The 24,341-nt window shown below is 40.9% G+C and carries 25 protein-coding genes; 14 read left to right on the top strand and 11 right to left on the bottom strand.

The features are described from left to right. Window position 1 precedes the first annotated feature (1 nt). The 11 genes from kdsD to rnk all read left to right on the top strand — a co-directional run bounded on the left by kdsD (window position 2) and on the right by rnk (window position 7,660). Window positions 2-976 (top strand): arabinose-5-phosphate isomerase KdsD, encoded by a 975-nt coding sequence (gene kdsD / locus JEP36_RS09430; RefSeq protein ID WP_075671453.1) that lies wholly within the window; start codon window positions 2-4, stop codon window positions 974-976. Window positions 977-1,003: 27 nt separating this feature from the next. Further along, on the top strand, window positions 1,004-1,561 hold the full coding sequence (gene kdsC / locus JEP36_RS09425; RefSeq protein WP_198619276.1) for a 3-deoxy-manno-octulosonate-8-phosphatase KdsC: 558 nt from the start codon (window positions 1,004-1,006) through the stop codon (window positions 1,559-1,561). 16 nt (window positions 1,562-1,577) lie between these two features. Then, the gene (lptC, locus tag JEP36_RS09420; protein ID WP_198630124.1) at window positions 1,578-2,156 is read left to right on the top strand and encodes an LPS export ABC transporter periplasmic protein LptC; all 579 of its coding nucleotides are present in this window, start codon (window positions 1,578-1,580) and stop codon (window positions 2,154-2,156) included. After that, complete coding sequence (gene lptA, locus JEP36_RS09415) at window positions 2,137-2,670, top strand: lipopolysaccharide ABC transporter substrate-binding protein LptA (protein ID WP_075671459.1); 534 nt, start codon at window positions 2,137-2,139, stop codon at window positions 2,668-2,670. Before lptC ends, lptA begins: the two co-directional genes overlap by 20 nt. Window positions 2,671-2,676: 6 nt before the next feature. Further along, the gene (lptB, locus tag JEP36_RS09410) at window positions 2,677-3,402 is read left to right on the top strand and encodes an LPS export ABC transporter ATP-binding protein (RefSeq protein ID WP_006535352.1); all 726 of its coding nucleotides are present in this window, start codon (window positions 2,677-2,679) and stop codon (window positions 3,400-3,402) included. 59 nt (window positions 3,403-3,461) lie between these two features. Next, on the top strand, window positions 3,462-4,943 hold the full coding sequence (rpoN, locus tag JEP36_RS09405; protein WP_198630123.1) for an RNA polymerase factor sigma-54: 1,482 nt from the start codon (window positions 3,462-3,464) through the stop codon (window positions 4,941-4,943). 23 nt (window positions 4,944-4,966) lie between these two features. Continuing rightward, the gene (gene hpf, locus JEP36_RS09400) at window positions 4,967-5,254 is read left to right on the top strand and encodes a ribosome hibernation promoting factor (protein WP_036913954.1); all 288 of its coding nucleotides are present in this window, start codon (window positions 4,967-4,969) and stop codon (window positions 5,252-5,254) included. A 149-nt stretch (window positions 5,255-5,403) separates the two neighbouring features. Further along, window positions 5,404-5,871, top strand: coding sequence for a PTS IIA-like nitrogen regulatory protein PtsN (gene ptsN, locus JEP36_RS09395; protein WP_023582879.1), 468 nt, complete (start codon window positions 5,404-5,406; stop codon window positions 5,869-5,871). Between the two features lie 79 nt (window positions 5,872-5,950). Then, window positions 5,951-6,805 (top strand): RNase adapter RapZ, encoded by an 855-nt coding sequence (gene rapZ / locus JEP36_RS09390; protein WP_023582880.1) that lies wholly within the window; start codon window positions 5,951-5,953, stop codon window positions 6,803-6,805. Beyond that, complete coding sequence (gene npr, locus JEP36_RS09385; protein ID WP_006535359.1) at window positions 6,802-7,074, top strand: PTS phosphocarrier protein NPr; 273 nt, start codon at window positions 6,802-6,804, stop codon at window positions 7,072-7,074. The genes rapZ and npr overlap by 4 nt, the downstream gene beginning before the upstream one ends. Window positions 7,075-7,249: 175 nt before the next feature. Beyond that, window positions 7,250-7,660, top strand: coding sequence for a nucleoside diphosphate kinase regulator (gene rnk / locus JEP36_RS09380; protein WP_075671465.1), 411 nt, complete (start codon window positions 7,250-7,252; stop codon window positions 7,658-7,660). Window positions 7,661-7,776: 116 nt separating this feature from the next. On the opposite strand, the gene pmbA is transcribed toward rnk, so the two are convergent. Further along, window positions 7,777-9,105 (bottom strand): metalloprotease PmbA, encoded by a 1,329-nt coding sequence (gene pmbA / locus JEP36_RS09375; protein ID WP_109371960.1) that lies wholly within the window; start codon window positions 9,103-9,105, stop codon window positions 7,777-7,779. A 187-nt stretch (window positions 9,106-9,292) separates the two neighbouring features. On the opposite strand from pmbA, the gene yjgA reads away from it, so the two are divergent. Beyond that, on the top strand, window positions 9,293-9,853 hold the full coding sequence (yjgA, locus tag JEP36_RS09370; RefSeq protein ID WP_198630137.1) for a ribosome biogenesis factor YjgA: 561 nt from the start codon (window positions 9,293-9,295) through the stop codon (window positions 9,851-9,853). A gap of 73 nt (window positions 9,854-9,926) precedes the next feature. On the opposite strand, the gene JEP36_RS09365 is transcribed toward yjgA, so the two are convergent. The 10 genes from JEP36_RS09365 to mreB all read right to left on the bottom strand — a co-directional run bounded on the left by JEP36_RS09365 (window position 9,927) and on the right by mreB (window position 21,727). Further along, window positions 9,927-10,208, bottom strand: a complete 282-nt coding sequence (locus JEP36_RS09365) for a barstar family protein (protein WP_198630122.1) — start codon at window positions 10,206-10,208, stop codon at window positions 9,927-9,929. Next, complete coding sequence (locus JEP36_RS09360; protein ID WP_198625947.1) at window positions 10,208-10,708, bottom strand: ribonuclease; 501 nt, start codon at window positions 10,706-10,708, stop codon at window positions 10,208-10,210. Before JEP36_RS09360 ends, JEP36_RS09365 begins: the two co-directional genes overlap by 1 nt. An 86-nt stretch (window positions 10,709-10,794) precedes the next feature. Continuing rightward, complete coding sequence (gene tldD, locus JEP36_RS09355; RefSeq protein ID WP_109371966.1) at window positions 10,795-12,240, bottom strand: metalloprotease TldD; 1,446 nt, start codon at window positions 12,238-12,240, stop codon at window positions 10,795-10,797. Next, window positions 12,237-13,097 (bottom strand): deaminated glutathione amidase, encoded by an 861-nt coding sequence (nit1, locus tag JEP36_RS09350; protein ID WP_151434176.1) that lies wholly within the window; start codon window positions 13,095-13,097, stop codon window positions 12,237-12,239. The genes tldD and nit1 overlap by 4 nt, the downstream gene beginning before the upstream one ends. Then, window positions 13,094-16,894, bottom strand: a complete 3,801-nt coding sequence (gene yhdP, locus JEP36_RS09345; protein WP_198630121.1) for an AsmA2 domain-containing protein YhdP — start codon at window positions 16,892-16,894, stop codon at window positions 13,094-13,096. Before yhdP ends, nit1 begins: the two co-directional genes overlap by 4 nt. 45 nt (window positions 16,895-16,939) lie before the next feature. Beyond that, window positions 16,940-18,409, bottom strand: a complete 1,470-nt coding sequence (gene rng, locus JEP36_RS09340) for a ribonuclease G (protein ID WP_109371972.1) — start codon at window positions 18,407-18,409, stop codon at window positions 16,940-16,942. Continuing rightward, a complete protein-coding gene (locus tag JEP36_RS09335; protein WP_196532389.1) occupies window positions 18,406-18,993 on the bottom strand; it encodes a Maf family protein in 588 nt (195 codons plus the stop codon). The genes rng and JEP36_RS09335 overlap by 4 nt, the downstream gene beginning before the upstream one ends. Window positions 18,994-19,045: 52 nt before the next feature. Then, window positions 19,046-19,534, bottom strand: coding sequence for a rod shape-determining protein MreD (mreD, locus tag JEP36_RS09330; protein ID WP_100159963.1), 489 nt, complete (start codon window positions 19,532-19,534; stop codon window positions 19,046-19,048). Window positions 19,535-19,539: 5 nt separating this feature from the next. After that, a complete protein-coding gene (gene mreC / locus JEP36_RS09325; RefSeq protein ID WP_109371976.1) occupies window positions 19,540-20,592 on the bottom strand; it encodes a rod shape-determining protein MreC in 1,053 nt (350 codons plus the stop codon). 91 nt (window positions 20,593-20,683) lie between these two features. Continuing rightward, window positions 20,684-21,727 carry a rod shape-determining protein MreB gene (mreB, locus tag JEP36_RS09320; RefSeq protein WP_023582893.1) on the bottom strand — a complete coding sequence of 348 codons (1,044 nt, stop codon included), beginning with the start codon at window positions 21,725-21,727 and terminating at the stop codon, window positions 20,684-20,686. Window positions 21,728-22,414: 687 nt separating this feature from the next. On the opposite strand from mreB, the gene acuI reads away from it, so the two are divergent. Both acuI and aroQ read left to right on the top strand, forming a co-directional pair. After that, window positions 22,415-23,389: an acrylyl-CoA reductase (NADPH) gene (acuI, locus tag JEP36_RS09315; RefSeq protein WP_198619271.1), complete on the top strand. Its 975-nt coding sequence runs from the start codon at window positions 22,415-22,417 to the stop codon at window positions 23,387-23,389. A gap of 478 nt (window positions 23,390-23,867) precedes the next feature. Next, window positions 23,868-24,311 (top strand): type II 3-dehydroquinate dehydratase, encoded by a 444-nt coding sequence (gene aroQ, locus JEP36_RS09310; protein WP_006535378.1) that lies wholly within the window; start codon window positions 23,868-23,870, stop codon window positions 24,309-24,311. Window positions 24,312-24,341: the final 30 nt, after the last annotated feature.

Raw genomic sequence — 24,341 nt, 5'->3', positions numbered from 1 at the left:
AATGACCGAGTTTGATTTTCAGCAAGCGGGTAAAAAAGTCCTTCATATTGAGCGTGATGGGTTAGCTGAACTAGAACAATATATCAACGATGATTTTACGCTTGCCTGTGAAAAAATTTTTCACTGCCAAGGTCGAGTGATTGTGATGGGTATGGGTAAATCTGGCCATATTGGGCATAAAATTGCTGCAACATTCGCCAGTACAGGAACACCTTCTTTCTTTGTTCATCCTGGTGAAGCCAGCCACGGTGACTTAGGAATGGTGACAGAAAAAGATATCGTTCTAGCGATTTCAAACTCAGGGGAAGCCAGCGAGATCCTTGCGCTTATTCCAGTACTGAAACGTAAACAGATAACACTGATTTGTATGACACGCACTCCTCAAAGTACAATGGGGAAAGCGTCTGATATTCATCTTTGTATCAAAGTACCTAAAGAAGCCTGTCCTTTAGGGCTTGCCCCAACAACCAGTACAACGGCAACCTTAGTCATGGGGGATGCGCTAGCGATCGCACTTTTACGTGCCCGTGGTTTTACCGCTGAAGATTTTGCGCTTTCTCATCCTGGTGGTGCACTAGGTCGTAAATTACTCCTTCATGTCAGTGATTTAATGAATAAAGAGGCAGATATTCCGCGCGTCACCAAAGATGCCACTTTACGTGAAGCTCTTGTCGAGATAACCCGTAAAAAATTAGGAATGACCGTCATTTGCGATGATAGTATGCTGATCAACGGTATTTTTACTGATGGTGACTTACGAAGAATATTTGATTTAGGGATAGATCTAAATAATGCCAAAATCTCAGATGTGATGACAAGAGGCGGTATTCGTATTCGCCCAGATTGTTTAGCGGTTGAAGCACTGAATTTAATGCAAGCAAAACATATCACCTCGCTATTAGTGACGGAACAAGATAGTGATATCCTGTTAGGTGTTTTGCATATGCATGATTTATTACAGGCTGGTGTTGTATAAGATAGTCATAACGTTCGAAGGATAAAAATGAATACAATGATAGAAACTTGTTATGGTGCAGTAAGCGAACAAATCATCAAAAAAGCAGAAAAAATCCAATTGCTGATTTGTGATGTTGATGGTGTGATGTCAGACGGACTCATTTACATGGGCAATAATGGCGAAGAATTAAAAGCTTTTAATGTCCGTGATGGGTATGGCATCCGTTGTTTGCTTACATCCGGCATTGAGGTTGCTATCATTACAGGTCGTCAGTCTAAACTGTTAGAAGGTCGTGCTAAGACCCTTGGCATTACATATCTTTACCAAGGTCAGCATAATAAGCTTTTGGCGTATCAACAACTGTTAGATACACTAAACCTTAAACCTGAACAAACAGCCTATATTGGTGACGACCTGATTGATTTACCTGTAATGGAAAAAGTAGGACTTTCCGTTGCCGTGGCTGATGCTCATCCATTACTTACACCTCATGCTAATTATGTAACCCGCATTGCGGGAGGGCGTGGTGCAGTACGAGAGTTGTGTGATTTAATCCTTTTAGCGCAAGGTCGGCTTGAAGAAGCTAAAGGTCTTTCGATTTAACGTATAACGATACAGAATGAATAAATTAAAATCCTGGTTTACCTTAATTCTTGCCATTACCGCCCTTGCGCTGATTGGCTGGAACTACACTAATAACACTGAATTCGGTGATGGTGAGATTGTTGATGATGGTCAGCCAACTTATCAATCCAAATCATCGATATCTTTTGTTTACGAGCCAACGGGTATACTCGGATATAAACTTGTTGCTGATGATGTCAAAAATTATGCTCAACAGAAGTTTACATGGTTTACTAACCCTGTCTTAACTACCTATTCACCGACAGGGGATGCAACATGGACAGTACGCGCGAATAAAGCCAAGCTGACAAACAGTAAAATGCTCTATCTTTATGGCGATGTTCAAATTGATAGCTTAACCGATGATTCTCAACTACAGAGAATAAGCACAGACAACGCTATCGCAAATTTAGATACACAGGATGTTTCCTCTGATGATGAAGTGACTATTATCGGCGTCGGACTGAAATCAGTCGGCTTAAAAATGCGAGGCAATCTGCGCGAGAAACGTGCAGAGCTGATTGAAAAGGTAAACACCTATTATGAGATCCCTAATGAATCAAAAAATCCGTAATACACTGATTATCGGTACACTTTTAGCGATAAGTGTACCTGCGATGGCGCTTAAAGATGACACACAACAACCTATTGTTGTGAACTCAGAGAAACAGTCGCTTGATCTAGAAAAAAACGTCACAACCTTTACACAAAATGTTGTGATCAAACAAGGATCTATCGATATTCGTGCTGATAAAGTTGTTGTCACACGCCCAGGTGGTGACTCCAAAAGGATCGTCATAGAAGCTTTTGGTAACCCAGTGACTTTTTATCAGTTACAAGATGATGGTAAACCTATCAAAGGTCGTGGCGAGAAAATGACCTATGAAATGGATAAAGAGTTAATGACCTTAACGGGTAAAGCCTATCTTGAACAATTAGACAGTAATATCACCGGTGATAAGATCACTTATCTCGTCCCAACTCAGCAAATGGAAGCTTTTAGCGGTAAAGGTAAACAAGTGACTACTGTTTTACTGCCTTCCCAGTTGCAAGAGAAAGGCCCTGGTGTTAACAACAAAGGTAAGTAACACTTTATGGCGCTGTTAAAAGCTGAAAATTTAGCGAAAGCATACAAAGGGCGCACCGTTGTCGGTGATGTAAGCCTGAACGTTAATTCAGGTGAGATTGTCGGCTTACTTGGACCAAATGGTGCAGGTAAAACAACCACATTCTATATGGTTGTTGGCATTGTCGCTCGTGATGCAGGTAGTATCACAATTGATGATGAAGACATTACGCTGTTACCGTTACATGAACGAGCACGTAAAGGCATTGGCTATCTTCCTCAAGAGGCGTCTATTTTTAGACGCTTAAGCGTTTATGACAACATTATGGGGATCTTAGAAATCCGCCATGATTTAACGCCTGAAGAACGAAAAGATCGAGCAGAAGAACTGCTAGAAGAGTTTAATGTCAGCCACTTACGTAACAGCTTAGGGCAATCATTATCAGGGGGTGAACGCCGCCGCGTTGAAATCGCGCGGGCATTGGCAGCAAACCCTAAATTCATTTTATTAGATGAACCTTTTGCGGGTGTTGACCCTATTTCGGTATTAGATATTAAAAAAATTATCCAGCATCTACGTGATTATGGATTAGGTGTACTGATTACTGACCATAACGTTCGTGAAACATTAGATGTGTGTGAACGTGCTTATATCGTCAGCCAAGGTCACCTTATCGCTCATGGTTCACCAGAAGAAATTCTTGAAAATGAGCAAGTTAAACGTGTTTACTTAGGTGAAGGCTTCCGCCTGTAATCTTTGATTCACTTTTACTCTGTCATGGATGACAACAGCAAAGGACTCATCGCATTATTATGAAACAAAGTCTGCAACTTCGTCTTAGTCAGCAACTGGCAATGACGCCACAGCTACAACAGGCTATTCGTTTGTTGCAACTTTCGACGCTTGAATTACAACAAGAAATTCAGCAAGCGCTTGAGTCTAATCCACTTCTAGAACAAGACGACGATCAACAAGATCCCGTTTCAGATGAGACCTCTCATACAGAGAATCAGTCAGACTCTACAACAGAAACAACAGCTGAAAACGGAGTTGAAGAGTTCGACACGCTGGATGCTTTAGAGCAAAAAGAGATGCCTGATGATCTCCCTTTGGATACTCAATGGGAAGAGATCTACACCGCAGGCACGCCTTCTGGCACCAGTAATGACTATACTGATGATGAGCTTCCATTGTATCAAGGTGAAACAACTGCCTCATTGCAAGATTACCTAACATGGCAGGCTGATCTCACTCCATTTTCAGAAACAGACAGAGCGATTGCGATAAGTATTATCGATGCTGTTGATGAAACAGGATATTTAACGGTCACAACAGATGACATCCTTTCTGGAATGGGCGATGATGAATTAGAGCTTGATGAAGTCGAAGCCGTATTAAAACGTATTCAACGCTTTGATCCTATTGGTGTTGCTGCTCGTGATTTAAAAGAGTGTCTTTTGATTCAGCTATCCGCTTTTTCAACAGAAACACCCTATCTTAAAGAAACGCAGTTAGTTATTAGCCAATATTTAGAGTTGCTAGGTAACCGTGATTTTCGTCAATTGATGCGTCAAACGAAGTTACGCGAAGAGACACTAAAATCTGTTATTGAGATGATCCAGTCTCTTGATCCTAAGCCCGGATTAAGTATTGATACAGGCGAGTCAGAGTATGTTATTCCAGATATACTGGTAAAAAAATCAGGTGAACGCTGGCAAGTTGAGTTAAATACAGATAGCATTCCTCGCCTACGAATAAATGAGACTTATGCAGCTTTGGGTCAATCGACTCAAAATGAAAGCGATGGAAAATTTATTCGTGACAATTTACAAGAAGCCAAATGGCTGATAAAAAGTTTAGAAAGCCGTAATGAGACATTATTAAAAGTCGCTCATTGCATTGTTGACACACAGCAGGCATTTTTCGAATTGGGTGAAGAGCATATGAAACCCCTAGTGTTAGCCGATATTGCTGAACAGGTTGAAATGCACGAATCCACCATTTCTCGCGTGACAACGCAAAAATTTTTGCATTGCCCGAGAGGAATTTTCGAATTGAAGTATTTTTTCTCTAGCCATGTGAATACTGATAGCGGAGGCGAAGCCTCTTCAACAGCAATCAGGGCTTTAGTGAAGAAACTAATCGCAGCAGAAAATCCAGCGAAACCACTTAGTGATAGTAAACTGGCTGATATGCTCGCAGAACTTGGAATACAAGTTGCTCGACGTACTGTTGCGAAGTATAGAGAGTCATTATCCATCCCGCCTTCAAATCAACGCAAAGAGTTGGTTTGAGCATAATTGAGAAGGAAGACACTATGGAACTTCAAATCACTGGTCATAATATTGAATTAACCGATGCTCTGCGTGATACCGTCAAAGCAAAAAGCGCGAAATTACCTCAGTTCTTTGACAAAATTAATAACGTTCAGGTTATCCTGAAAGTCGAGAAAGTTAATAAAATCGCGGAAGCGACCATTCAAGTTAATGGCGGTGAATTGCATGCCTCTGCAGAAGCAGAAGATATGTACGCAGCAATTGATGGATTAATGGATAAACTGGCTCGTCAATTAACCAAACACAAAGATAAACTGAGACAACATTAATTCATTTCCCATTGTGAAATGGAGATACAATCGGCGAAGTTACTGCGTTGTTTATGACTCGGTTTAAACCAACGCCTAATCAATATCAGTAACGAAAAACCAGATGTCACTTTGTGGCATCTGGTTTGCTGGTCTAAGTGAATAAGACAATGAACAACGATACAAAGATGAATATTAGCGACGTACTTTCTCTGGCATGTACGCATAATGATGTACATTGCACGAGTAAAAAGCGCGCGTTAGAAATTATCAGTGAAAATGCAGCAAAAGCACTTAATTTACCCGAAACACTGATATTTGAAGCCTTATTGACGCGTGAAAAAGTCGGTACAACAGGGATTGGGGGTGGCTTGGCTATCCCTCATGGACGTATTGAAAGTGATGAAACAGAAAAAGTAGTTGGTGTGTTTCTTCACCTAAGCGAACCTATTGCCTTCGACGCTATTGATAATCAACCTGTCGACTTGTTGTTCGCATTACTCGTTCCTGCAACACAATGTAAGGAACATTTACACACACTGTCTTTGATTGCAAAACAGTTGGCAGACAAAAATTTATGTCGCCGACTACGCTCCGCACAAAGTGATGAAGAGCTTTATCAGATTATCACTGAATAACCCCTACGGGTTTAGTAGGACGCGAATAGCATACAGTGGAATGATATTCATCACTGGGAAATTATAGGGGAGCTACCTCATGGTGCTGATGATAGTCAGCGGACGCTCTGGTTCAGGTAAGTCGGTCGCTTTGCGTGCGCTTGAAGACATGGGATTTTATTGTGTTGATAACTTACCTGTTGATCTTTTACCTGAGCTCGCAAAAACACTGGCTGAACGTGATGCTTCTGCTGCCGCAGTCAGTATTGATGTCCGAAATATGCCAGAGTCGCCGGAGATCTTCGAAAAAGCGCTGGAAAGTTTACCCGCTGAATATTCTCCACAACTCTTATTTTTAGACGCAGATAGAAATACCTTAATTCGTCGTTATAGTGATACACGACGTCTGCACCCTCTCTCAACTAAAAATCTTTCATTAGAAATGGCGATTGATACAGAGAGTGATCTGCTTGAGCCATTACGATCACGAGCTGATCTCATCATTGACACCTCTGAAATGTCAGTTCATGAGCTTGCAGAAATGCTGCGTACTCGCTTATTAGGCAAGCGTGAACGTGAGCTAACGATGGTTTTTGAATCCTTTGGCTTTAAGCATGGTATTCCTATTGATGCGGATTATGTTTTTGATGTGCGATTCTTACCAAATCCACATTGGGATCCTAAACTGCGTCCAATGACAGGTTTAGATCGCCCTGTCGCGGCATTTTTAGATAGACACACCGAAGTTCATAACTTTATTTATCAAACTAGAAGCTATCTTGAACTTTGGTTGCCGATGTTAGAAACCAATAACCGTAGTTATTTAACGGTTGCGATTGGTTGTACGGGAGGTAAACACCGTTCTGTTTATGTTGCTGAGCAACTCGCAGATTATTTCCGCTCTAGAGGGAAAAACGTACAATCACGCCACAGAACACTAGAAAAACGCAAATGACCCAATATCGACAAGTTGCGATTAAAAATCGACTCGGTATGCATGCAAGACCTGCAATGAAGTTGTTTGATTTAGTAAAAACATTTCAATCAACCGTCATTTTACGCAACAACGAAGGGGTTGAAGCACAAGCGGATAGTGTGATTGCTATGCTAATGTTAGATTCAGAGCAAGGCAGTCAAATTGATATAGAAGTTACTGGTAGTGATGAAAATGAAGCTATTGATGCTATTATCGCATTATTTGAATCGGGGTTTGATGAAGAATAATCGCAATAGAAAACAATAGATTAGCATTTCTTAACTAAATAACCCGAAAGAGACTGTGATCACTGTCTCTTTCTTTTTTATACAGAACCGCCTATTATCTCTTATATGAGTTTAACAACACCCCCACCTCACCCGTGGGGGTGTTGTTTTGCATTGGAATAAATTGGAGTGTGGTATGACAAAGCCAACAATTATCATCAACGAACTTGATGCAGAACGTTTAGATTCATTACTTGAACAACCGGCATTTGCAGATAGTCCGATTGCTGAAGCATTGAATGAAGAATTAGATCGTGCTGACATTGTTACACCAGCTGATATCCCTGCTAATATTGTCACAATGAACAGCAAAGTCCGTTTTATGGACTTAAAAAATAATGAAGAGCGCACTCGTACTTTAGTGTATCCCGCTTCATTAAAAGACAGCACTACTGAACTCTCCGTCATGGCACCAATGGGTGCTGCGCTATTGGGTTTAGCCATTGATGATGAAATTAGTTGGAAGCTGCCTAATGGCCTTGAAACCAAGGTTAAAGTATTAGAAATTCTATACCAACCGGAAGCTGCGGGTGAATTACACCGTTAAGCAGAGCTGAAGGTTCGCGTCTTATTTTTATCTTATCGTTTGAAAAGCACACTGATAAACGCGATATCTCAGCCCATTGCGGGCTGAGATTAAAGGTTGTGATGAGTATCTAAAATTTACTCACCTGCAATGCTCATTTCTGGTAACAACAACGATCCACACTGAACATTACTGCGCGTCTCAATATCATCACCCATCGTGGCAATATTTGCCCACATATCTTTTAAGTTACCTGCAATAGTCACTTCGCTTACAGGATATTGAATTTCGCCATTCTCAACCCAAAAACCGCTCGCACCACGAGAGTAATCACCTGTTACTGTACTGACACCTTGTCCCATCAATTCCGTAACAACAAGACCTGTTCCCATCTCTTTTAACAGTGCATCAAACGATAAACCTTGCCCAGGGATATACCAGTTATGAATACCACCAGCGTGACCATTACTCTTTAAGCCCAGCTTTCTTGCTGAATATGTGGTTAACAACCACTCTTGTAATACGCCATCTTTGATAATTTCAGCATCTGTGGTACGCACACCTTCACTATCAAACGGTGTTGATGCCAAACCTCTCATTAAGTGAGGACGCTCTTGAATATTTAACCACTGAGGGAAAATTTGCTTACCTAAGCTATCGAGTAAACAAGATGATTCACGATAAATCATGCTACCACTGATTGCTGCAACCAAATGACCAAAAATACCTGTCGCCACATCTGCCGCAAAAATAACGGGGGCTTTCATGGTTGGTAGTTTACGAGGTGCAAGGCGAGATAAAGTACGGCGAGCGCACTCTTGACCAACCCATTCAGGTGATTCTAGATCATCAAAGCGACGACTAATAGTGTAAGCATAGTCGCGCTCCATATCTTCACCATCACGAGCAATAACACAACTCGACATCGAATAGCGTGAAGATGAATAGCTTTTTAATAAGCCAAGGCTATTACCAAATACACGGGTTCCACTGTGACTATTAAAACTGCCACCCTCGGTGTTGATAATACGGCTATCACTATCTAAAGCGGCTTTTTCTGCTCTCGATGCTAATTCAATCGCTTTATCTGCTGTGACTTCGGTAGGATGGTAAAGATCAAGGAAAGGTGCATCAAACGCTAATAGCTCTTGATCAGCAGGCCCTGCATATGGGTCAACTGAAGTGTAGCGTGCAATATCCACAGCAGCTTGTACAGCTCGCTTAATCGCATCAGGACTTAAATCTGTTGAAGATGCACTACCTTTGCGTTGTTGTTGATAAACAGTGATGCCTAAAGCGCCATCACTGTTAAATTCAACATTTTCAACTTCACCATAACGCGTACTTACACTAATACCCGTCGATTTATTAATAGCGACTTCAGCACCATCACACTGTTTTGCAGCCAGCTCTAATGCGAGAGAGACGGCGTCTTCAAGCTGTTTTACCTGATCTGAATTATTCATTGAGAACCATTTTTCCTAAGGAGAACACCACTTTTTACTTATTTTTAGCAAAGTAAATCAATTGACAGGTGGTCAACAAGCGATTTTCCCAGTTACAATAGAAGATATATGAATGTTATCACCCGTCGGGCTTTTGGTCATTCACCAAATCACACTCCCGGCTTACTCTGCAACAGGAATTTTTATTATGGCAAAGCAGCCTGAAGAGTGGCATTACCTCAATCCTGAATTTGACGATACCTCGTCAGAAGAGGAAGAAGAGGACGAAATCATCTGGGTCAGCAAAAGCGAAATTAAACGTGATGCTGAAGCACTCAAAAAACTGGGTACTGAATTAGTTGAATTAAGTGCACAAGAATTAGAACGTGTGCCATTAGATGAGAAATTATTAGCCTCTATTCAATTAGCACAAAAAGTACAGCGTGAAGCACGCCGCCGCCAAATTCAATATATTGGAAAACTACTGCGCAATGTAGACGAAGATCCGATCCGTCAAGCGCTTGATAAACTCAAAAACCGCCACAATCAACAGATCTTAGTGTTACATAAAATTGAAGATCTGCGAATTCGCCTTGTTGAAGGTGGCAATGAAGTGATTGAAGAAGTCGTTGCGCTTTATCCAATGGCTGATCGCCAACAATTACGCACACTTATCCGTAATGCGAAAAAAGAAAAAGAAGCGAATAAACCGCCAAAATCATTCCGCTTACTATTTCAATATCTAAAAGATTTATCAGAATCAGCATAAAACCTGATCATCCTGAAAACGCAGTGTAAATTCAGCCTCACTGCGATTTTCAGGGCGTATTTTCTATTCTGAATTACTTTTGTGTTTTATGCTCACAATGAAAGCTTAAAACGTCTTTACCAAGCTCATTTTGTGCTTCTTGCATCAATTCCACCAAAGGTTGAAAATCACGGGAATGATGAGGCAAATGCCTGAAAACAATACTGACTGGCAATTCTATTCCACCCACTAACGCATCCCATAGTGCATCTAGGTTATCGCCAAATTTATCATCTAACTGAAATTGCAGTGCAAAATCGTGATAAAAGGCTTCTCTATCTGCCAGTGTCTTAAAATTGAAGATAACCTGTTTCATTAAGGTGCGACCTTTGTCATTGTACGATAATGATCAGTGGTAACATAAATCAGCCCATCATTCGAATAGAGCAATCTGTCACTGCCACGATGACCACACTGATAATTTACATCCGCTTCATACCACTGGCGTCCAGTTTCTTCTGGCAACTGTTTTTCGCGGTTCATAAAGCGATCGCCTCCGATTGCTCTTCCCGGTAAGACTTCACATAAATTGCCCGCTTTCGCATTCCAGCCTTTTTCTCTCGCCTCTTTTTTAGTGAGATAAAAATCTGGCAATTGTTGATGACGTTGCAAATAGTTAGCTACCACATTGGCTTGTGTTTTCTCATCAATAGATAGTGGGATTTGTGCTGGTTTATTGGTGTTATTGCTTGATGATGTCGGAATAGGAGCTGAGGATGAAGGCATTGGCGCTTTGGTTTCAGACAATAAACCTTTATAAAGAACACCAAATAAAACCGCAATAACAATAATAACTGGTAATAAACGTTTACCCATAAGTTAACCCCCTTACTGTTGCTAGGATAAAAAACTCCATCAAAAGATGGAGTTCAATAGATACTGACAAATAACGATAGCGATAATTAAGCTGTACCGCCAACCGTGATTTTATCAAGCTTCAACGTTGGTTGACCCACACCAACAGGGAGACTTTGTCCTTCTTTACCACAAACGCCAACCCCTTTATCTAAAGCAAGATCATTACCTACCATAGAAACTTGTTGCATAGCTTCAATACCTGAACCAATTAGAGTTGCCCCTTTAATTGGTTTGGTTATTTTTCCATTCTCGATTAAATAAGCTTCTGAGGTTGAGAAAACAAATTTGCCCGATGTAATATCAACCTGACCGCCACCAAAGTTTGGTGCGTAAATACCGCGATCAACACTGGCAATAATCTCTTCTGGTGAAGACTTACCTGCTAACATGTAAGTGTTTGTCATACGAGGCATAGGAAGATGCGCGTAAGATTCACGACGACCATTTCCCGTTGGTGCAACCCCCATTAAACGCGCGTTCATCTTATCTTGCATATAGCCTTTTAAGATGCCGTTTTCGATTAAAACATTGTATTGACCTGGTACACCTTCGTCATCAATAGCCACAGAGCCACGACGACCTTCAATTGTGCCATCATCAACAATAGTACAAAGCTCAGAAGTTACTCTCTCGCCAATGCGTCCCGAAAATACAGAGGTTTCACGACGATTGAAATCCCCCTCTAATCCATGACCGACTGCTTCATGCAATAACACACCTGGCCATCCTGCGCCCAATACAACAGGCATCGTTCCCGCAGGTGCCGCAATTGCAGATAAATTCACTAATGCCATACGCACAGCTTCACGCGCATAAGTGATAGCGTGGCTTTCACCATCGACTTTAGTTAGGAAATAATCATAACCAAAACGACCACCGCCACCACTTGCGCCACGCTCACGTTTGCCATCTTCTTCCACCAGCACACTCACTGAAAGACGAACTAAAGGACGCACATCGGCGGCTAACGTGCCATCGGTTGCTGCAACAAGCACATGCTCATAAACACCTGTTAATGACGCATTAACTTGTTTAACGCGTTTATCTTCAGCGCGAGCCGCTTTATCTACCTCATGCAATAACGCAATTTTCTCTTCACGAGAGAGGCTTTGCAGAGGATCGTTTAAGCTGTATAGCGGAGAATGTTGAATAGCACCTAAAGTATGGATGCGACCATTACCTTTAGCCTGAACAATACTTCGTGCAGCATGAGCACTTTGGTTAAGTGCATTAAGCGTTAGTTGGTCTGCATAAGCAAAGCCGGTTTTTTCACCGTAAATTGCTCTAACACCAACACCTTGATCAATATTGTAAGAGCCATCTTTAATAATCTGATCGTCTAGGATCCAAGCCTCGTGATAACTTGACTGAAAATAAAGATCACCATAATCAATTTGACGCTGTGCAAGCTGCTCTAGTGTTGATGCTAAATCATCTAAACTAAGTTTGTTTGCTTCCAACAGACTTTCGCTGACAACAGCTAAACTCATAATTCTTCTTTATCCTTAACTTTTTTGATTAAGTGGGTCAGTTTCGGGCGAAAGCGGTTATGTTTTACAACCCGTATCTGTTCACGCATACCGTGTAGACTTTCGACACCAACATTCAGCGTTAGCGCACTAACAGCATCAGGGTTCTTTTTCAAGACTTTACCCCAACCATCAATCGCCATCGTATGACCCCAAGTCCGGCGCGTATCATGTGTACCCACTTGTGCTGGCGCTAAGATAATACACTGATTTTCAATGGCACGAGCACGTAATAAAGGCTCCCAGTGCGCTTTACCTGTTAAACGGGTAAAAGCCGCAGGTACAGAGATTATCTCTGCCCCTTTTTCTCTTAATGCTTGGAAAATACCTGGGAAGCGTAAGTCATAACAGATTGTTAAACCTAATTTCCCAACCGGAGTATCAACGACTGTTAGGCGCTCACCGCGTTGATAAATAGAAGATTCGTTATATTCGCCTTGCTCATCATCAATACTGACATCAAACATATGGATTTTGTCATAACGAGCTCGAATAACACCTTCATCATCAAACACCAAACTACTGCTGGTAATTTGGTCTGGGGAGTCTCGACTAATCAATGGCATAGAACCGACTAAGATCCACACTTTATAGCGCTGAGCCATTTTAGCGATAGCATTTTGTAAAGGCCCATCGCCCTGAACTTCAGCATGTTTATGATAATCTTTAGAGTTCGAAAAAAGTAACGCATTTTCAGGTGTTAATACAAGCTTCACTGAATCGGGTAATTGCTTAATCTGTTGCTCAATTTGCGCCAGATTATTTTTTGTGTTTTTACCGCTACAAAGTTGCAAAAGTGCGACATTAACTTTTTTCATAACGCCTGATTCTCCTTAAGCTGACGCAGTACTTCGTCAATTTTGGGTTGTTCCATAGTTCCGGTCACATGATAACGGATAACTGAAATCTTACTCCAAAGTGGCCCCAGAACCTTTGATGCCGCAAACACTGCGGCGCCTGCAATTGGGTTTATCGCGAAAGCCGTAGCAACACCGACAGTTGCTGAAATCTCTGGCGTTACCACAACTTGTAGGTCCATTTTACGTTCAAGTAAATCAACTTTCCCACTTATCGCAATATCAGCAATAACACCATCAACTCGGACACTCTCAGCATTCATAATACCTTGATTGATCGTAATTTCACTCTTAATCGAGTCATACTCAAAATGCTCGCTGAAAGTATCCCTAAAATCAAACTGTAATTTACGTAAAAGCGCATCAAAACTCACAAGGCGCAGTAATTTACCCGCTTGTCCAACATTCACTTTTTCGATACGCCCTTTCCCTAAGACAGATTTAATATCACCATTTAAGGTCGCCAGATTAAAATCCCACGGCGTATCACGCCATTGTAATGAAAAATCAGCAGAAAGTGGGGACTGGATAATAGGAATAATAAAACCGAAATAAGCGGCCATTTCATCAATTTCTTCCGCTTTTAATTTACCTATTAACTTCGTCGTATTATTACCTGCATTATCTTCAGACCACACACCATTAACAGACAATTCACCGCTGCTATTTTCCAACTTACCGTCAGTTAGAAATAAAGCACCCTGATTTTGTTTTAACGAACCTTCAATTTTCCCTAAAAGCAAGCCATTTACCCAACATTCTCGGCACTCAAAATCAATAGAAGGAATGTTTTTAACTGAAAACTTCAATGCATTCACATCAGAAGTGTTTGCCATTTTTAACGGTTTTTCTTCTTGAGATAGGGTTGCACCATTAAAATAGAGATAATTAATATTCACTTGCCAAGGTGTCGATGCTTCAGGAATAAACACATCGCCTCGTAATTCACTTCCTGAAAAGGCAAATTTTACCCCTTCACTAACGCGCATAATCTCAGTTTGAGGATTACGCCATTTTTGCCCTGCAAAATTTAAATCAGGCAAACTGATATGCACATTATCAGGAAAAGTGACTTCATTTTCAGACGGCGTTAAAGACGAAAAAGCCATTAATGTCGGCAACCATTTATCCCCCTCTAATCCTTTAAGAGCGATAGTTAAGCGTTGTTGTGAATTTAATTCAGCTAATTTAATAGAAGAAGAAACAACATGGCCTTGTAATAAACGTAGCTGTTTTCCTAATGCCCACTGGCTATTAAGTTTCCACTGTTTCTCAGCACTGGCATTCACGGTTAAGGTTTCACTGTTACCCTTGGCAGAAATCACAATAGGTGGTGAATTTTTTAAATCCTGTGTTTCAGGCGCTGTTAACTTGCTGCTTAATGCATTGATATTTCCGGTTAAATCGACTTGATAATCAACATCACCTTTTTCGGGGATCTTAACATTAACGTTGCCATGCCATGGAAATACACCACTAAACTTATGTTGAATATCGCTAGGTAACCCTTGAATTTTTTGAATATCCCATTGGCCTTTTAAGCCGACATCAACCTGATAATTATCCGTATCATTGTGACTTGTAAATGAGAAAGCAAGCGGCTGCCCAAACCAATTAGCCGTTAATGTATCACTTTCAAGTTTGTCATTATGGTAACGAAACTGCCCACTCACGCCTTTCAATGTGGTATCCATGAAGTTCAAAGTGACATCATTATTTTTTAAATTAACCTCACCAGAAGCCACAACCTCATCACCACCAAAGGGGATATCAAGTTTCAATGTACCGTCAATTTTTCCCGCTACTTTTAGCTCTTCAAGTGTATGACCAATACTCGCCATTTGAGAATCTAAGAAATACTCTTTCAGCTCGTCGCCTGTGGCTTGAATATCCGCATTAATTAAGATTTTTTCTTGTCGATAGCTTTCAATGACTGCACTTAAATTCGTGGCTGTCGCTTTACCCACTTTTGCTTGTGCAGAAGACATCCATAAGCCGTCATTTTTAAAGTCTAGATTAATATCGAGATCAAATAACGCAGGCCATTCACTATCAAATTTAAAGGTCGCGTGTTTGACGGGCGCATAAACTTGGAACCATCCTTTGTGGTTATCAAAAGGAAAATCAGCGGGATCGCCATCAAAAATAAAGGTTCCATTATCGATATTACCCGCAATAATCGCATCTGAGAGATATTGAGTCAGTGCCTTCCCGACATACTCCTCAGGCAAATAACGCCATGTATCACCCGCATTTGTAACTCTAACGCCTGATAAAATGGAAAGACGCTGATCTTCACCTTGTTTCTCATAACGAAAATCGCCCGCAACCCATGCTGATGTAGCTTTAACATCTAGCCCTTGGCTCCAAAGAGACAGGTTATCCCCTGAATGTTGCCAATAAACCGTTCCTTTCCCTTTTTCAATATTCAACGGCGCCTTAAATAATTCGCCCGTGTCTATTTCACTATCTGCTAGGGCAAAGTTAAGCTCACCACGTTGCATACTCCCTTTTAATTGCCCGCTGAAATGCTGTACTGAGGGGATCTCTTGCCAACGCTTCCAACTCACATTTTCCCAAGAGAGATTAATAGCGCTTTGCTCGAAGTTTTCTGGAGTGAGATCTAATGCAAAGTCATTAACCACACCAGAAAATTGGCGATACTGCCACTGGCGAACAAAATCAGGTGTTAAAAAAGAGAATAATGGCAATACAGCATATAACCTATCTAACTCAATATTCTTGGCGCGAATGCGCCATGCTTCATCATGCTGTTTTTCTTTTGGTTGATAAAGCACCGCTAAATAACCGTCAGGCCACTCTTCACCATCCATTGTAATTTTTCGAGTATAAGGAACATCCGCAAGCCAGCCATTTTCTTGCCTTCTCATACGTAAAATTAAGTCTTCAACATTTAATACGTGCGAGGTTCCATCACTACTCCAATCCATTTCACCTTGATGAATTTGCAACTGACTTCCAGTAATACGCCCTTGAGTAATTTCAATCCAGTTAGACAAACTGGCTTTAGCTTCACCTACGCCACTATTATTTTTGACCCACTGACTAAGCCAAGGTGAAATATCGATGTCATCTGCGGTAAGAAATACTTTACCGTTATCGATCAAACCGTTCTCTTTGGTATAGAGATCAAGGCGTACCTTTAACCCCCCATAATGATTAATGGGTGTATCAAGAGTGACTTCACCTTGAGCTCGGTGACGATTTTTCTGATTCAACCACATTAATTCAGGCACATGTAATGTACTGGTATCTCCTGAAGGGGTTAAAAAAATAAAACGGCTTTCAATCAGTTTAAAACGATCAAACTGTTCGAGAAAAAGTGAAGAAATATCATCAGGTTCGGTTAAGGTAATATCACCACTTTGCCCCGTAAAAATTGGCTGTTGGTAATTAACATATAACTGTTCAAAGGTCAGTTCACGAAAATGAAGACGAAAAGCGAATAATGAACGCCACACGTCAAAAGAAAAAGTGACTTTTTCTGCCGTAACGTTCACATCTTTATTGGTAATATTCAGTCCTTCCAATTGAATATCAGGACCAAAATTTTGCCACTCCCCCGTGATCTTTGTCATTGAGACGGGGCTATTGAGTTGCTTCGTAAGATACGTTTCTATTTCAGGGCGATAACTATCTAAGCGTGGCAGAAAGTAGCGAAATCCGCTTAATACCAAGGCAAAAACGATGAGGCAAAAAACTGTTATCACTAACAGGTATTTAGGCAGCCGCTTCATTTTTGTCTCCTTTCTGCCATCATATTCATTAGGAAGGCGAATCCATTACATCATCACCACATCAAATTGCTCCTGACTATAGAGTAGCTCAGTTTGCACTTTCACTTGTTTACCGACAAAAATTTCAACCTCTGCTAATGCATGTGATTCATCGCCTTTTAATGCTTCTGCAACTGCTGAGGAGGCGTAAACTAAGAAGCGATCTGCATCAATCGTTTTATGCACGCGCACTATTTCACGTAAAATCTCATAACAAACTGTTTCAACTGATTTTACCGTACCTCGCCCTTGGCAAGTTGGGCAGTCATCACAAAGCACATGTTCAAGGCTTTCCCGCGTTCTTTTACGTGTCATTTCTACTAAGCCAAGTTGAGAGAAGCCATTAATCGTTGTTTTCACTCTATCTTTACTTAGCGCTTGTTCAAGTGATGCCAATACTCTGCGTTTATGTTCATCATTATTCATATCAATAAAGTCAATGATGATAATACCGCCTAAATTACGTAACCGTAATTGACGGGCAATGGCTTGGCTTGCTTCAATATTAGTATTAAAAATAGTTTCTTCTAAATTTCGATGACCAACAAATGCCCCTGTATTGATATCAATAGTGGTCATTGCTTCAGTTTGATCGATAATCAGGTAACCTCCTGATTTCAATTCAACTTTGCGCTCTAAAGCCCGCTGAATTTCACTTTCTACACCATAGAGATCAAAAATAGGCTGATTACCTTGGTGTAATTCAAGTTTAGCGGTTAATTCAGGAATATATTCACCAATAAATTCCTGTAGTTGATTGTAGGTCAATTTAGAATCAACTCGTATGCTATCTAATTCAGAGCCTGCAAAATCACGTAAAATACGCTGGGCTAACGCTAATTCGCCATAAATTTGAATACGGGTTTTATTTCTTTTCTTACGCTCAATGATTTTATTCCATAGGCGTTTAAGAAAGGCAGCATCTTGCTTAATTTCGTGTTCACCAACACCTTCGGCAGCGGTACGAATAATAAAGCCGCCATTTTCATCGCAATACTCTTCAACCAATTGTTTTAAGCGCTCGCGCTCTTCTTCACTGTCAATTCGCTGAGAAACGCCTACATGAGACGCACCAGGCATAAACACTAAATAGCGAGAAGGCAATGTAATATCCGTGGTAAGGCGAGCGCCTTTTGTTCCTAAAGGATCTTTAACCACTTGTACAATTAAATCTTGCCCTTGATGCACCAGTTGCGCGATATCACGAACATTAAATTTCTTCTGCTCTTCTCCAGCAATACATTCCGTGTGAGGCATAATATCAGAAGCATGTAGAAAAGCGGCTTTATCCAGCCCGATGTCAATAAATGCAGCTTGCATCCCGGGTAATACGCGACTTACCCGACCTTTGTAGATGTTTCCGACGATACCTCGTTTAGCTTCTCTTTCAACATGGATTTCTTGAAGTATGCCTCCGCGAATATAGGCGACACGGGTTTCAGAAGGCGTCACATTCACTAATAACTCTGCTGTCATGAAATCTCCTTCTCATTAGCTAGAGACGAAAATTGAGCTATCAATGCTTCGGTTTCAACAAGAGGCAATCCGACAACAGCATGATAACTCCCCTCAATCCGTTGAACAAAACGGCCTCCTTTTCCTTGAATACCGTAAGCGCCAGCTTTATCCATTGGCTCTCCTGACTCAATATACGCGCTAATCTCACTCTCTGTCATCACTCTAAAAGTGACGTGTGTGACGACTAATTGACTCAATGTGTGTGTTCTATTAGAGATAGCAATTGCTGTCATCACTTGATGTGTTGCGCCTGAGAGTGAACGTAGAATTTGCGCAGCATGGGTTTTATCACGAGGTTTTTCAAGAATATGACCATCATAAACCACAATAGTATCAGAGCCCAAAACGGGATAATCTTGAGGTGCTTGTCTTACACCTTCTTGTGATTTTTCTTTTGCTAAACGAAGAACATACTCTTCTGGTTTTTCACCTTGTTGCCAAATTTCATCAATTGCTGGCGTGATAATACTAAATTCAACATCTAATAACGCGAGAAGTTCACGTCTTCTTGGTGAGCTGGAAGCAAGGTAAAGTGTGGTCACAAATAATGTCCTCATGACGGTAACGCAAAAGTGACCGCCATGATCCAATAACTTAGTGAACTAAAAACTGGTGACGGATTTTGCGAAGTAAAAAATAAAGCCATGGCCAAAGAATACCACTGACTGGGCTATTCCAGAATACTTGAGGGTGAAAAGTCACAGGTGAAAGTAAAAATTCTGCCCAAAATACAGCAAGATCAACAACGACAACACTTAACATTACCACTAAGGCTTGTTGCCATAACGCTAAATTACAAAAAAGCTGATATTTAAAGGCGATGACATAACTCACTAAAGTATAGGCCAATGCATTGACACCTAGGGTAGTTCCTTGGACTAGATCCATAATCATACCTAAGACAAATGCGGTTCCGACACTAACACGATGAGGTATTGCTGTTATCCAATAAATAAGAAATAACATCGGCCAAATAGGTCGATACACTTCTAACTGTTCTGGCCACGGCATAATTTGTAAAACTAATGCGACAAGAAAAGAGAGCCAAACAACCCAACGCCCACGACTTTGATATGGATTCATCGTGTCTACCTACTTCTATTTGTACTAGTAGGTGTATTTGTTGCAGCAGGTGTTGTTGCTGGTGTCGTGGTTCCGTTAGTTTCTTCTGTCGTACTGTCTAACGGCTCTTGAGACATAGAACGAGGAAGCGGTGGCCCTGCTTGTTCATAATTAGGTAAAACTTGAGGCATCAGTTGCATTAAACGCTCATTAGCCGCGTGATAAACCTCTGAAGGTAGAGGAGGCTCTCCCATTTTGTCTGATGCATTCCATAATAAAAGCAAATAGCGTAAACGTTGTAGCTCTGCTGAAGGTCGAACATTAATCACGGAATAAGCCCGTTGATTATCCACTTTAACTGAAGATACCACACCAACAGGATACCCTTCTGGGAAACGGCCGCCCAATCCTGATGTCACTAAAACATCGCCTACACGAATATCAATATTGGCAGGTAATGCTTCTAACAATAAATCATCGGCACAGCCCGCACCAGAAGCTATAACACGAATATCGTTACGTAAAACTTGTACAGGTAATGCATGAGAAGTGTCGCATATTAATAGTACACGACTCGTAAGCTCACTTACGGCAATAACTTGTCCCACAACGCCTTTATCACTAATAACAGGTTGTCCTTCATAGACGCCATCGTTGGTTCCTTTATCAATAACCACTTGATCTCGATAAGGCGTGCTATTCCCAGACAAAACTTGCGTTACTGTCATTTGTTCATTTTGGCGCAGTGGTGAACCAAGTAATTCTCGTAAACGGGCATTCTCTTGCTTAAATTGCTCCAGTAATTGGCTTTCTCCGCTACGGACTAATAACTCTTTTCTTAACGCTTGATTCTCAAATTGTAAACGCTCACGCGTGGCAAATGTTTCTGAAATTTGATCAAGGAAACGGCGTGGACCATTTGCAAGAAAATAGAAGGGACTAACAGCAGTATCAAGATACTGGCGGACTTTAGAAAATGCACCAATACGGTTATCAGCAATCAATAAAGAGATAGCGACAACCACGGCGATTATTAATCTTAGTTGCAGGGAAGGACCCCGACTAAAAATTGGCTTCATAAACTCTAAGATCACTCACACGGAGAAGTAAAAGAACAGGTGTTAATATTCTCATCAAGGGGGAATCCATTCTCCCTTGTTAGAATTAATCTCAATCTTCGCTAAACAGATCGCCACCGTGCATATCGATCATTTCTAATGCTTTACCACCACCACGAGCGACACAAGTCAGAGGATCTTCAGCAACAATCACAGGAATACCTGTCTCTTCCATTAATAAACGGTCTAGGTTACGTAATAATGCACCACCACCAGTTAATACCATGCCGCGCTCTGAAATATCAGAGGCCAATTCTGGTGGACATTGTTCTAATGCAACCATCACTGCACTAACGATACCCGTTAATGGTTCCTGTAATGCTTCAAGAATTTCATTAGAGTTTAAAGTAAAGCTACGAGGTACACCTTCTGCAAGGTTACGACCGCGAACTTCAATCTCATTGACTTCATCAGAAGGATAAGCTGAACCGATATCGTGTTTGATACGTTCTGCGGTTGCTTCACCAATCAGTGAGCCGTAGTTACGACGCACATAGTTAATGATAGCTTCATCAAAACGGTCACCACCGATACGAACAGAAGAAGAGTAAACGACACCGTTTAATGAAATCACGGCAACTTCTGTTGTACCACCACCAATATCGACCACCATTGAGCCTGTTGCTTCAGAAACAGGTAAGCCTGCACCGATTGCCGCAGACATAGGTTCTTCAATTAAGAACACTTCACGAGCACCCGCACTTAATGCTGATTCACGGATAGCTCTGCGTTCTACTTGAGTGGCTCCTACTGGTACACAAACTAATACACGAGGACTTGGACGCATAAAGCTATTGTTATGAACCTGTTTTATGAAGTGCTGAAGCATTTTTTCGGTTACATAAAAATCAGCAATCACACCGTCTTTCATTGGACGGATAGCAGCGATATTCCCAGGTGTACGCCCTAACATCTGTTTGGCTTCATGCCCTACAGCTGCAACACTTTTTGATGTGCCAGCGCGATCTTGGCGAATAGCGACAACGGAGGGTTCATCGAGAACAATACCCTGTCCTTTGACATAAATAAGGGTATTGGCGGTACCCAAGTCAATAGACAAATCGTTGGAAAACATGCCACGAAATTTTTTAAACATACGAAAGGATAATCCTGCAAGCCGGGACGGAAAAATCCGTCTACTCTATCAACCACAATAAGCAGCGACAAGGCGCGATTCACTACTTAGATTAAAGTGGACACGTAAATAATCATAAAGGCACAATATTCTACGTTACTTTTCCCAATTGGAGCAGAAAAAAACTGCATAAAAATGGGCTAATTAGAACGATTAACGCATAATTTCGATCCTACGCTGTTTATATTTGACTTATGTAACAATACAAACAACGTTCACATCAATAAAGAAAAATCTTACTTAGTTGCCACACTGTGACTCAAAAGTCTCATTGCAAGTTCAAATAAAATTTATTCATTTGAATAAGCACAATTATTCTATTGATATTAAATGGTGTTTCACTGGCAAAATTTGACTGAGATAACAACCAAAGTACCCACCTCGAATACTTCTAAGACAACACATTATCTTTATTTCGAGCATAAAGAGAAATGCTAATTTTTATCCAATCGTAACCCATTAACGGTGTTATCTAATTACCAAGATATAAAACTCAGAATAATCTCTGCACCAATAAACGTAGAACCCCCGTTTATACACTAAAAAAGGATTATTTGTCTCATTATTACAATAGATATTGTGCACAATCACGACGAGATCTAAAAAATCACCTATCATGACACAAATAGAAATCGATGAGGGGTCAAGATGAAAGCATTATTAGTAGAACAAAATGACAACAAACTCAGTACCAACGTACAAAACATTGATGAAAAAATACTGCCTATTCATGAGGTTATTGTCGATATTCATTACTCAACGCTTAACTATAAAGATGGGCTCGCTATCACGGGCAAGGGAAAAATACTGCGCCAATTTCCAATGGTGCCGGGTATCGATTTTTCGGGTGTTGTTCATCACACCGAAGATCCTCGCTTCCACATTGGTCAACATGTCTTATTAACCGGCTGGGGAGTAGGTGAAAATCACTGGGGTGGCCTTGCACAAAAGGCAGGTGTAAAAGGTGATTGGTTAACCGTTGTGCCAGAAGGACTCTCTTTAAAAAATGCCATGATAATTGGGACTGCGGGTTTTACTGCCATGCTTTGTGTGATGGCATTAGAACAAGGCGGCATTACACCTGAAAGTGGTGATATTTTAGTCACTGGAGCCAGTGGTGGTGTCGGAAGTACCGCTATTAGTTTGCTAACAGCATTAGGCTATCAAGTTACCGCATTAAGTGGCAGAGCGAGTAACCATGACTATTTACGCAAACTTGGCGCCAAAAATATTATCACTCGTGAAGAGTTTGAGCCTGCGGGCAGAGCTTTAGATAAACAACGCTGGGCGGGTGCAATTGATACCGTAGGTGGGCAAATTCTTGCCAATATTCTGTCACAGACAAACTATAACGGAACAGTAGCGGCTTGTGGATTAGCTGGCGGTTTCTCTTTACCAACAACTGTCATGCCTTTTATTTTACGTAATGTTCGCTTACAAGGCGTCGATTCTGTTTATTTCCCAGCAGAAAAACGCGCTCAGGTTTGGCAACGTTTATTAAAATTACTACCAGAAACGTTCTATCAGCAAGCGATGACAGAAATTACACTTGATGAAGTTCCTCGTTATGCTCAGATGATTATGGATAATCAAGTGACAGGTAGAACCTTAGTAAAACTGTAACTGCTCCCCACCCGCATTAGGCGAGGGTTTACGGCATTTTTTTGCTAATTCTCGGTTTTTATCTGCTTATTTCTGGCATTAATTCACCTTATTTAGTGCCAGAATAAGCTTCTTTGTGTGTGAAACGAATATGAAATTGTGATTCAGATCACATTTATGATATATATTGATGATTGTTCTCAAAGAAGTTCAGATTTCCAGTGACATCAATAAATAACGTGGTGTTATGATTATTTTTTAGACACCTGTTTATTTTGCTTTCTCGCGTTTACAATCTTGTAAAAACTTTTAACTTTTCATCAAAATAAACCCTTCATTCCCTGATTAGACCAGTATTTTGCTGTTATCTTCTGTGAAATGTCTATAATGTCGGACTTTGTGATATGTATCGTAGCAATGGATACAATAAAAGATGACAAAACGAAAAGCACAGGTTATTTTGTCATTTCGTTGACGAATTGACGGAGATAGAAGCATAATGTCGGAAAATTTTCATATTTTGCTCCTGAATGGTCCGAATTTAAACCTGCTTGGAACAAGAGAGCCGGAAACCTACGGACACTTAACTCTGGATGATATCGTTCAAAGTTTGTCAGCAGATGCTCAGGCATTAAATGTGAAACTCAGTCATTTTCAGTCTAACGCTGAATTTGAGCTGATAAATAAAATTCATGCAGCTCGGGGTAATGTCGATTATATATTAATCAATCCTGCAGCTTTCACGCATACCAGTGTTGCACTGCGTGATGCATTATTAGGGGTGAATATTCCATTTATTGAAATTCACCTGTCCAATGTCTACAGTCGGGAGCCTTTCCGTCACCATTCATATCTCTCTGATATCGCAACAGGCGTAATCTGTGGATTAGGTGCAGAAGGTTATCGATTTGCTTTACAGGCAGCGGTCAGCCGCTTGTCTTAATAAAAAACATCAAAAAGAGTACGGAATCAA

The sequence above is a fragment of the Proteus sp. PR00208 genome (assembly GCF_016238545.1).
Taxonomy (GTDB): Bacteria; Pseudomonadota; Gammaproteobacteria; order Enterobacterales; family Enterobacteriaceae; genus Proteus.
The sequence above is the reverse complement of the archived record's forward strand: the minus strand, read 5'-3'. Positions and strand labels throughout refer to the sequence as shown.

Coding starts and splice junctions, on each gene's coding strand:
- kdsD (WP_075671453.1), top strand. CDS start 2: ATGACCGAGTTTGATTTTCAGCAAGCGGGTAAAAAAGTCCTTCATATT.
- kdsC (WP_198619276.1), top strand. CDS start 1,004: ATGAATACAATGATAGAAACTTGTTATGGTGCAGTAAGCGAACAAATC.
- lptC (WP_198630124.1), top strand. CDS start 1,578: ATGAATAAATTAAAATCCTGGTTTACCTTAATTCTTGCCATTACCGCC.
- lptA (WP_075671459.1), top strand. CDS start 2,137: ATGAATCAAAAAATCCGTAATACACTGATTATCGGTACACTTTTAGCG.
- lptB (WP_006535352.1), top strand. CDS start 2,677: ATGGCGCTGTTAAAAGCTGAAAATTTAGCGAAAGCATACAAAGGGCGC.
- rpoN (WP_198630123.1), top strand. CDS start 3,462: ATGAAACAAAGTCTGCAACTTCGTCTTAGTCAGCAACTGGCAATGACG.
- hpf (WP_036913954.1), top strand. CDS start 4,967: ATGGAACTTCAAATCACTGGTCATAATATTGAATTAACCGATGCTCTG.
- ptsN (WP_023582879.1), top strand. CDS start 5,404: ATGAACAACGATACAAAGATGAATATTAGCGACGTACTTTCTCTGGCA.
- rapZ (WP_023582880.1), top strand. CDS start 5,951: ATGGTGCTGATGATAGTCAGCGGACGCTCTGGTTCAGGTAAGTCGGTC.
- npr (WP_006535359.1), top strand. CDS start 6,802: ATGACCCAATATCGACAAGTTGCGATTAAAAATCGACTCGGTATGCAT.
- rnk (WP_075671465.1), top strand. CDS start 7,250: ATGACAAAGCCAACAATTATCATCAACGAACTTGATGCAGAACGTTTA.
- pmbA (WP_109371960.1), bottom strand. CDS start 9,105: ATGAATAATTCAGATCAGGTAAAACAGCTTGAAGACGCCGTCTCTCTC.
- yjgA (WP_198630137.1), top strand. CDS start 9,293: ATGGCAAAGCAGCCTGAAGAGTGGCATTACCTCAATCCTGAATTTGAC.
- JEP36_RS09365 (WP_198630122.1), bottom strand. CDS start 10,208: ATGAAACAGGTTATCTTCAATTTTAAGACACTGGCAGATAGAGAAGCC.
- JEP36_RS09360 (WP_198625947.1), bottom strand. CDS start 10,708: ATGGGTAAACGTTTATTACCAGTTATTATTGTTATTGCGGTTTTATTT.
- tldD (WP_109371966.1), bottom strand. CDS start 12,240: ATGAGTTTAGCTGTTGTCAGCGAAAGTCTGTTGGAAGCAAACAAACTT.
- nit1 (WP_151434176.1), bottom strand. CDS start 13,097: ATGAAAAAAGTTAATGTCGCACTTTTGCAACTTTGTAGCGGTAAAAAC.
- yhdP (WP_198630121.1), bottom strand. CDS start 16,894: ATGAAGCGGCTGCCTAAATACCTGTTAGTGATAACAGTTTTTTGCCTC.
- rng (WP_109371972.1), bottom strand. CDS start 18,409: ATGACAGCAGAGTTATTAGTGAATGTGACGCCTTCTGAAACCCGTGTC.
- mreD (WP_100159963.1), bottom strand. CDS start 19,534: ATGAATCCATATCAAAGTCGTGGGCGTTGGGTTGTTTGGCTCTCTTTT.
- mreC (WP_109371976.1), bottom strand. CDS start 20,592: ATGAAGCCAATTTTTAGTCGGGGTCCTTCCCTGCAACTAAGATTAATA.
- mreB (WP_023582893.1), bottom strand. CDS start 21,727: ATGTTTAAAAAATTTCGTGGCATGTTTTCCAACGATTTGTCTATTGAC.
- acuI (WP_198619271.1), top strand. CDS start 22,415: ATGAAAGCATTATTAGTAGAACAAAATGACAACAAACTCAGTACCAAC.
- aroQ (WP_006535378.1), top strand. CDS start 23,868: ATGTCGGAAAATTTTCATATTTTGCTCCTGAATGGTCCGAATTTAAAC.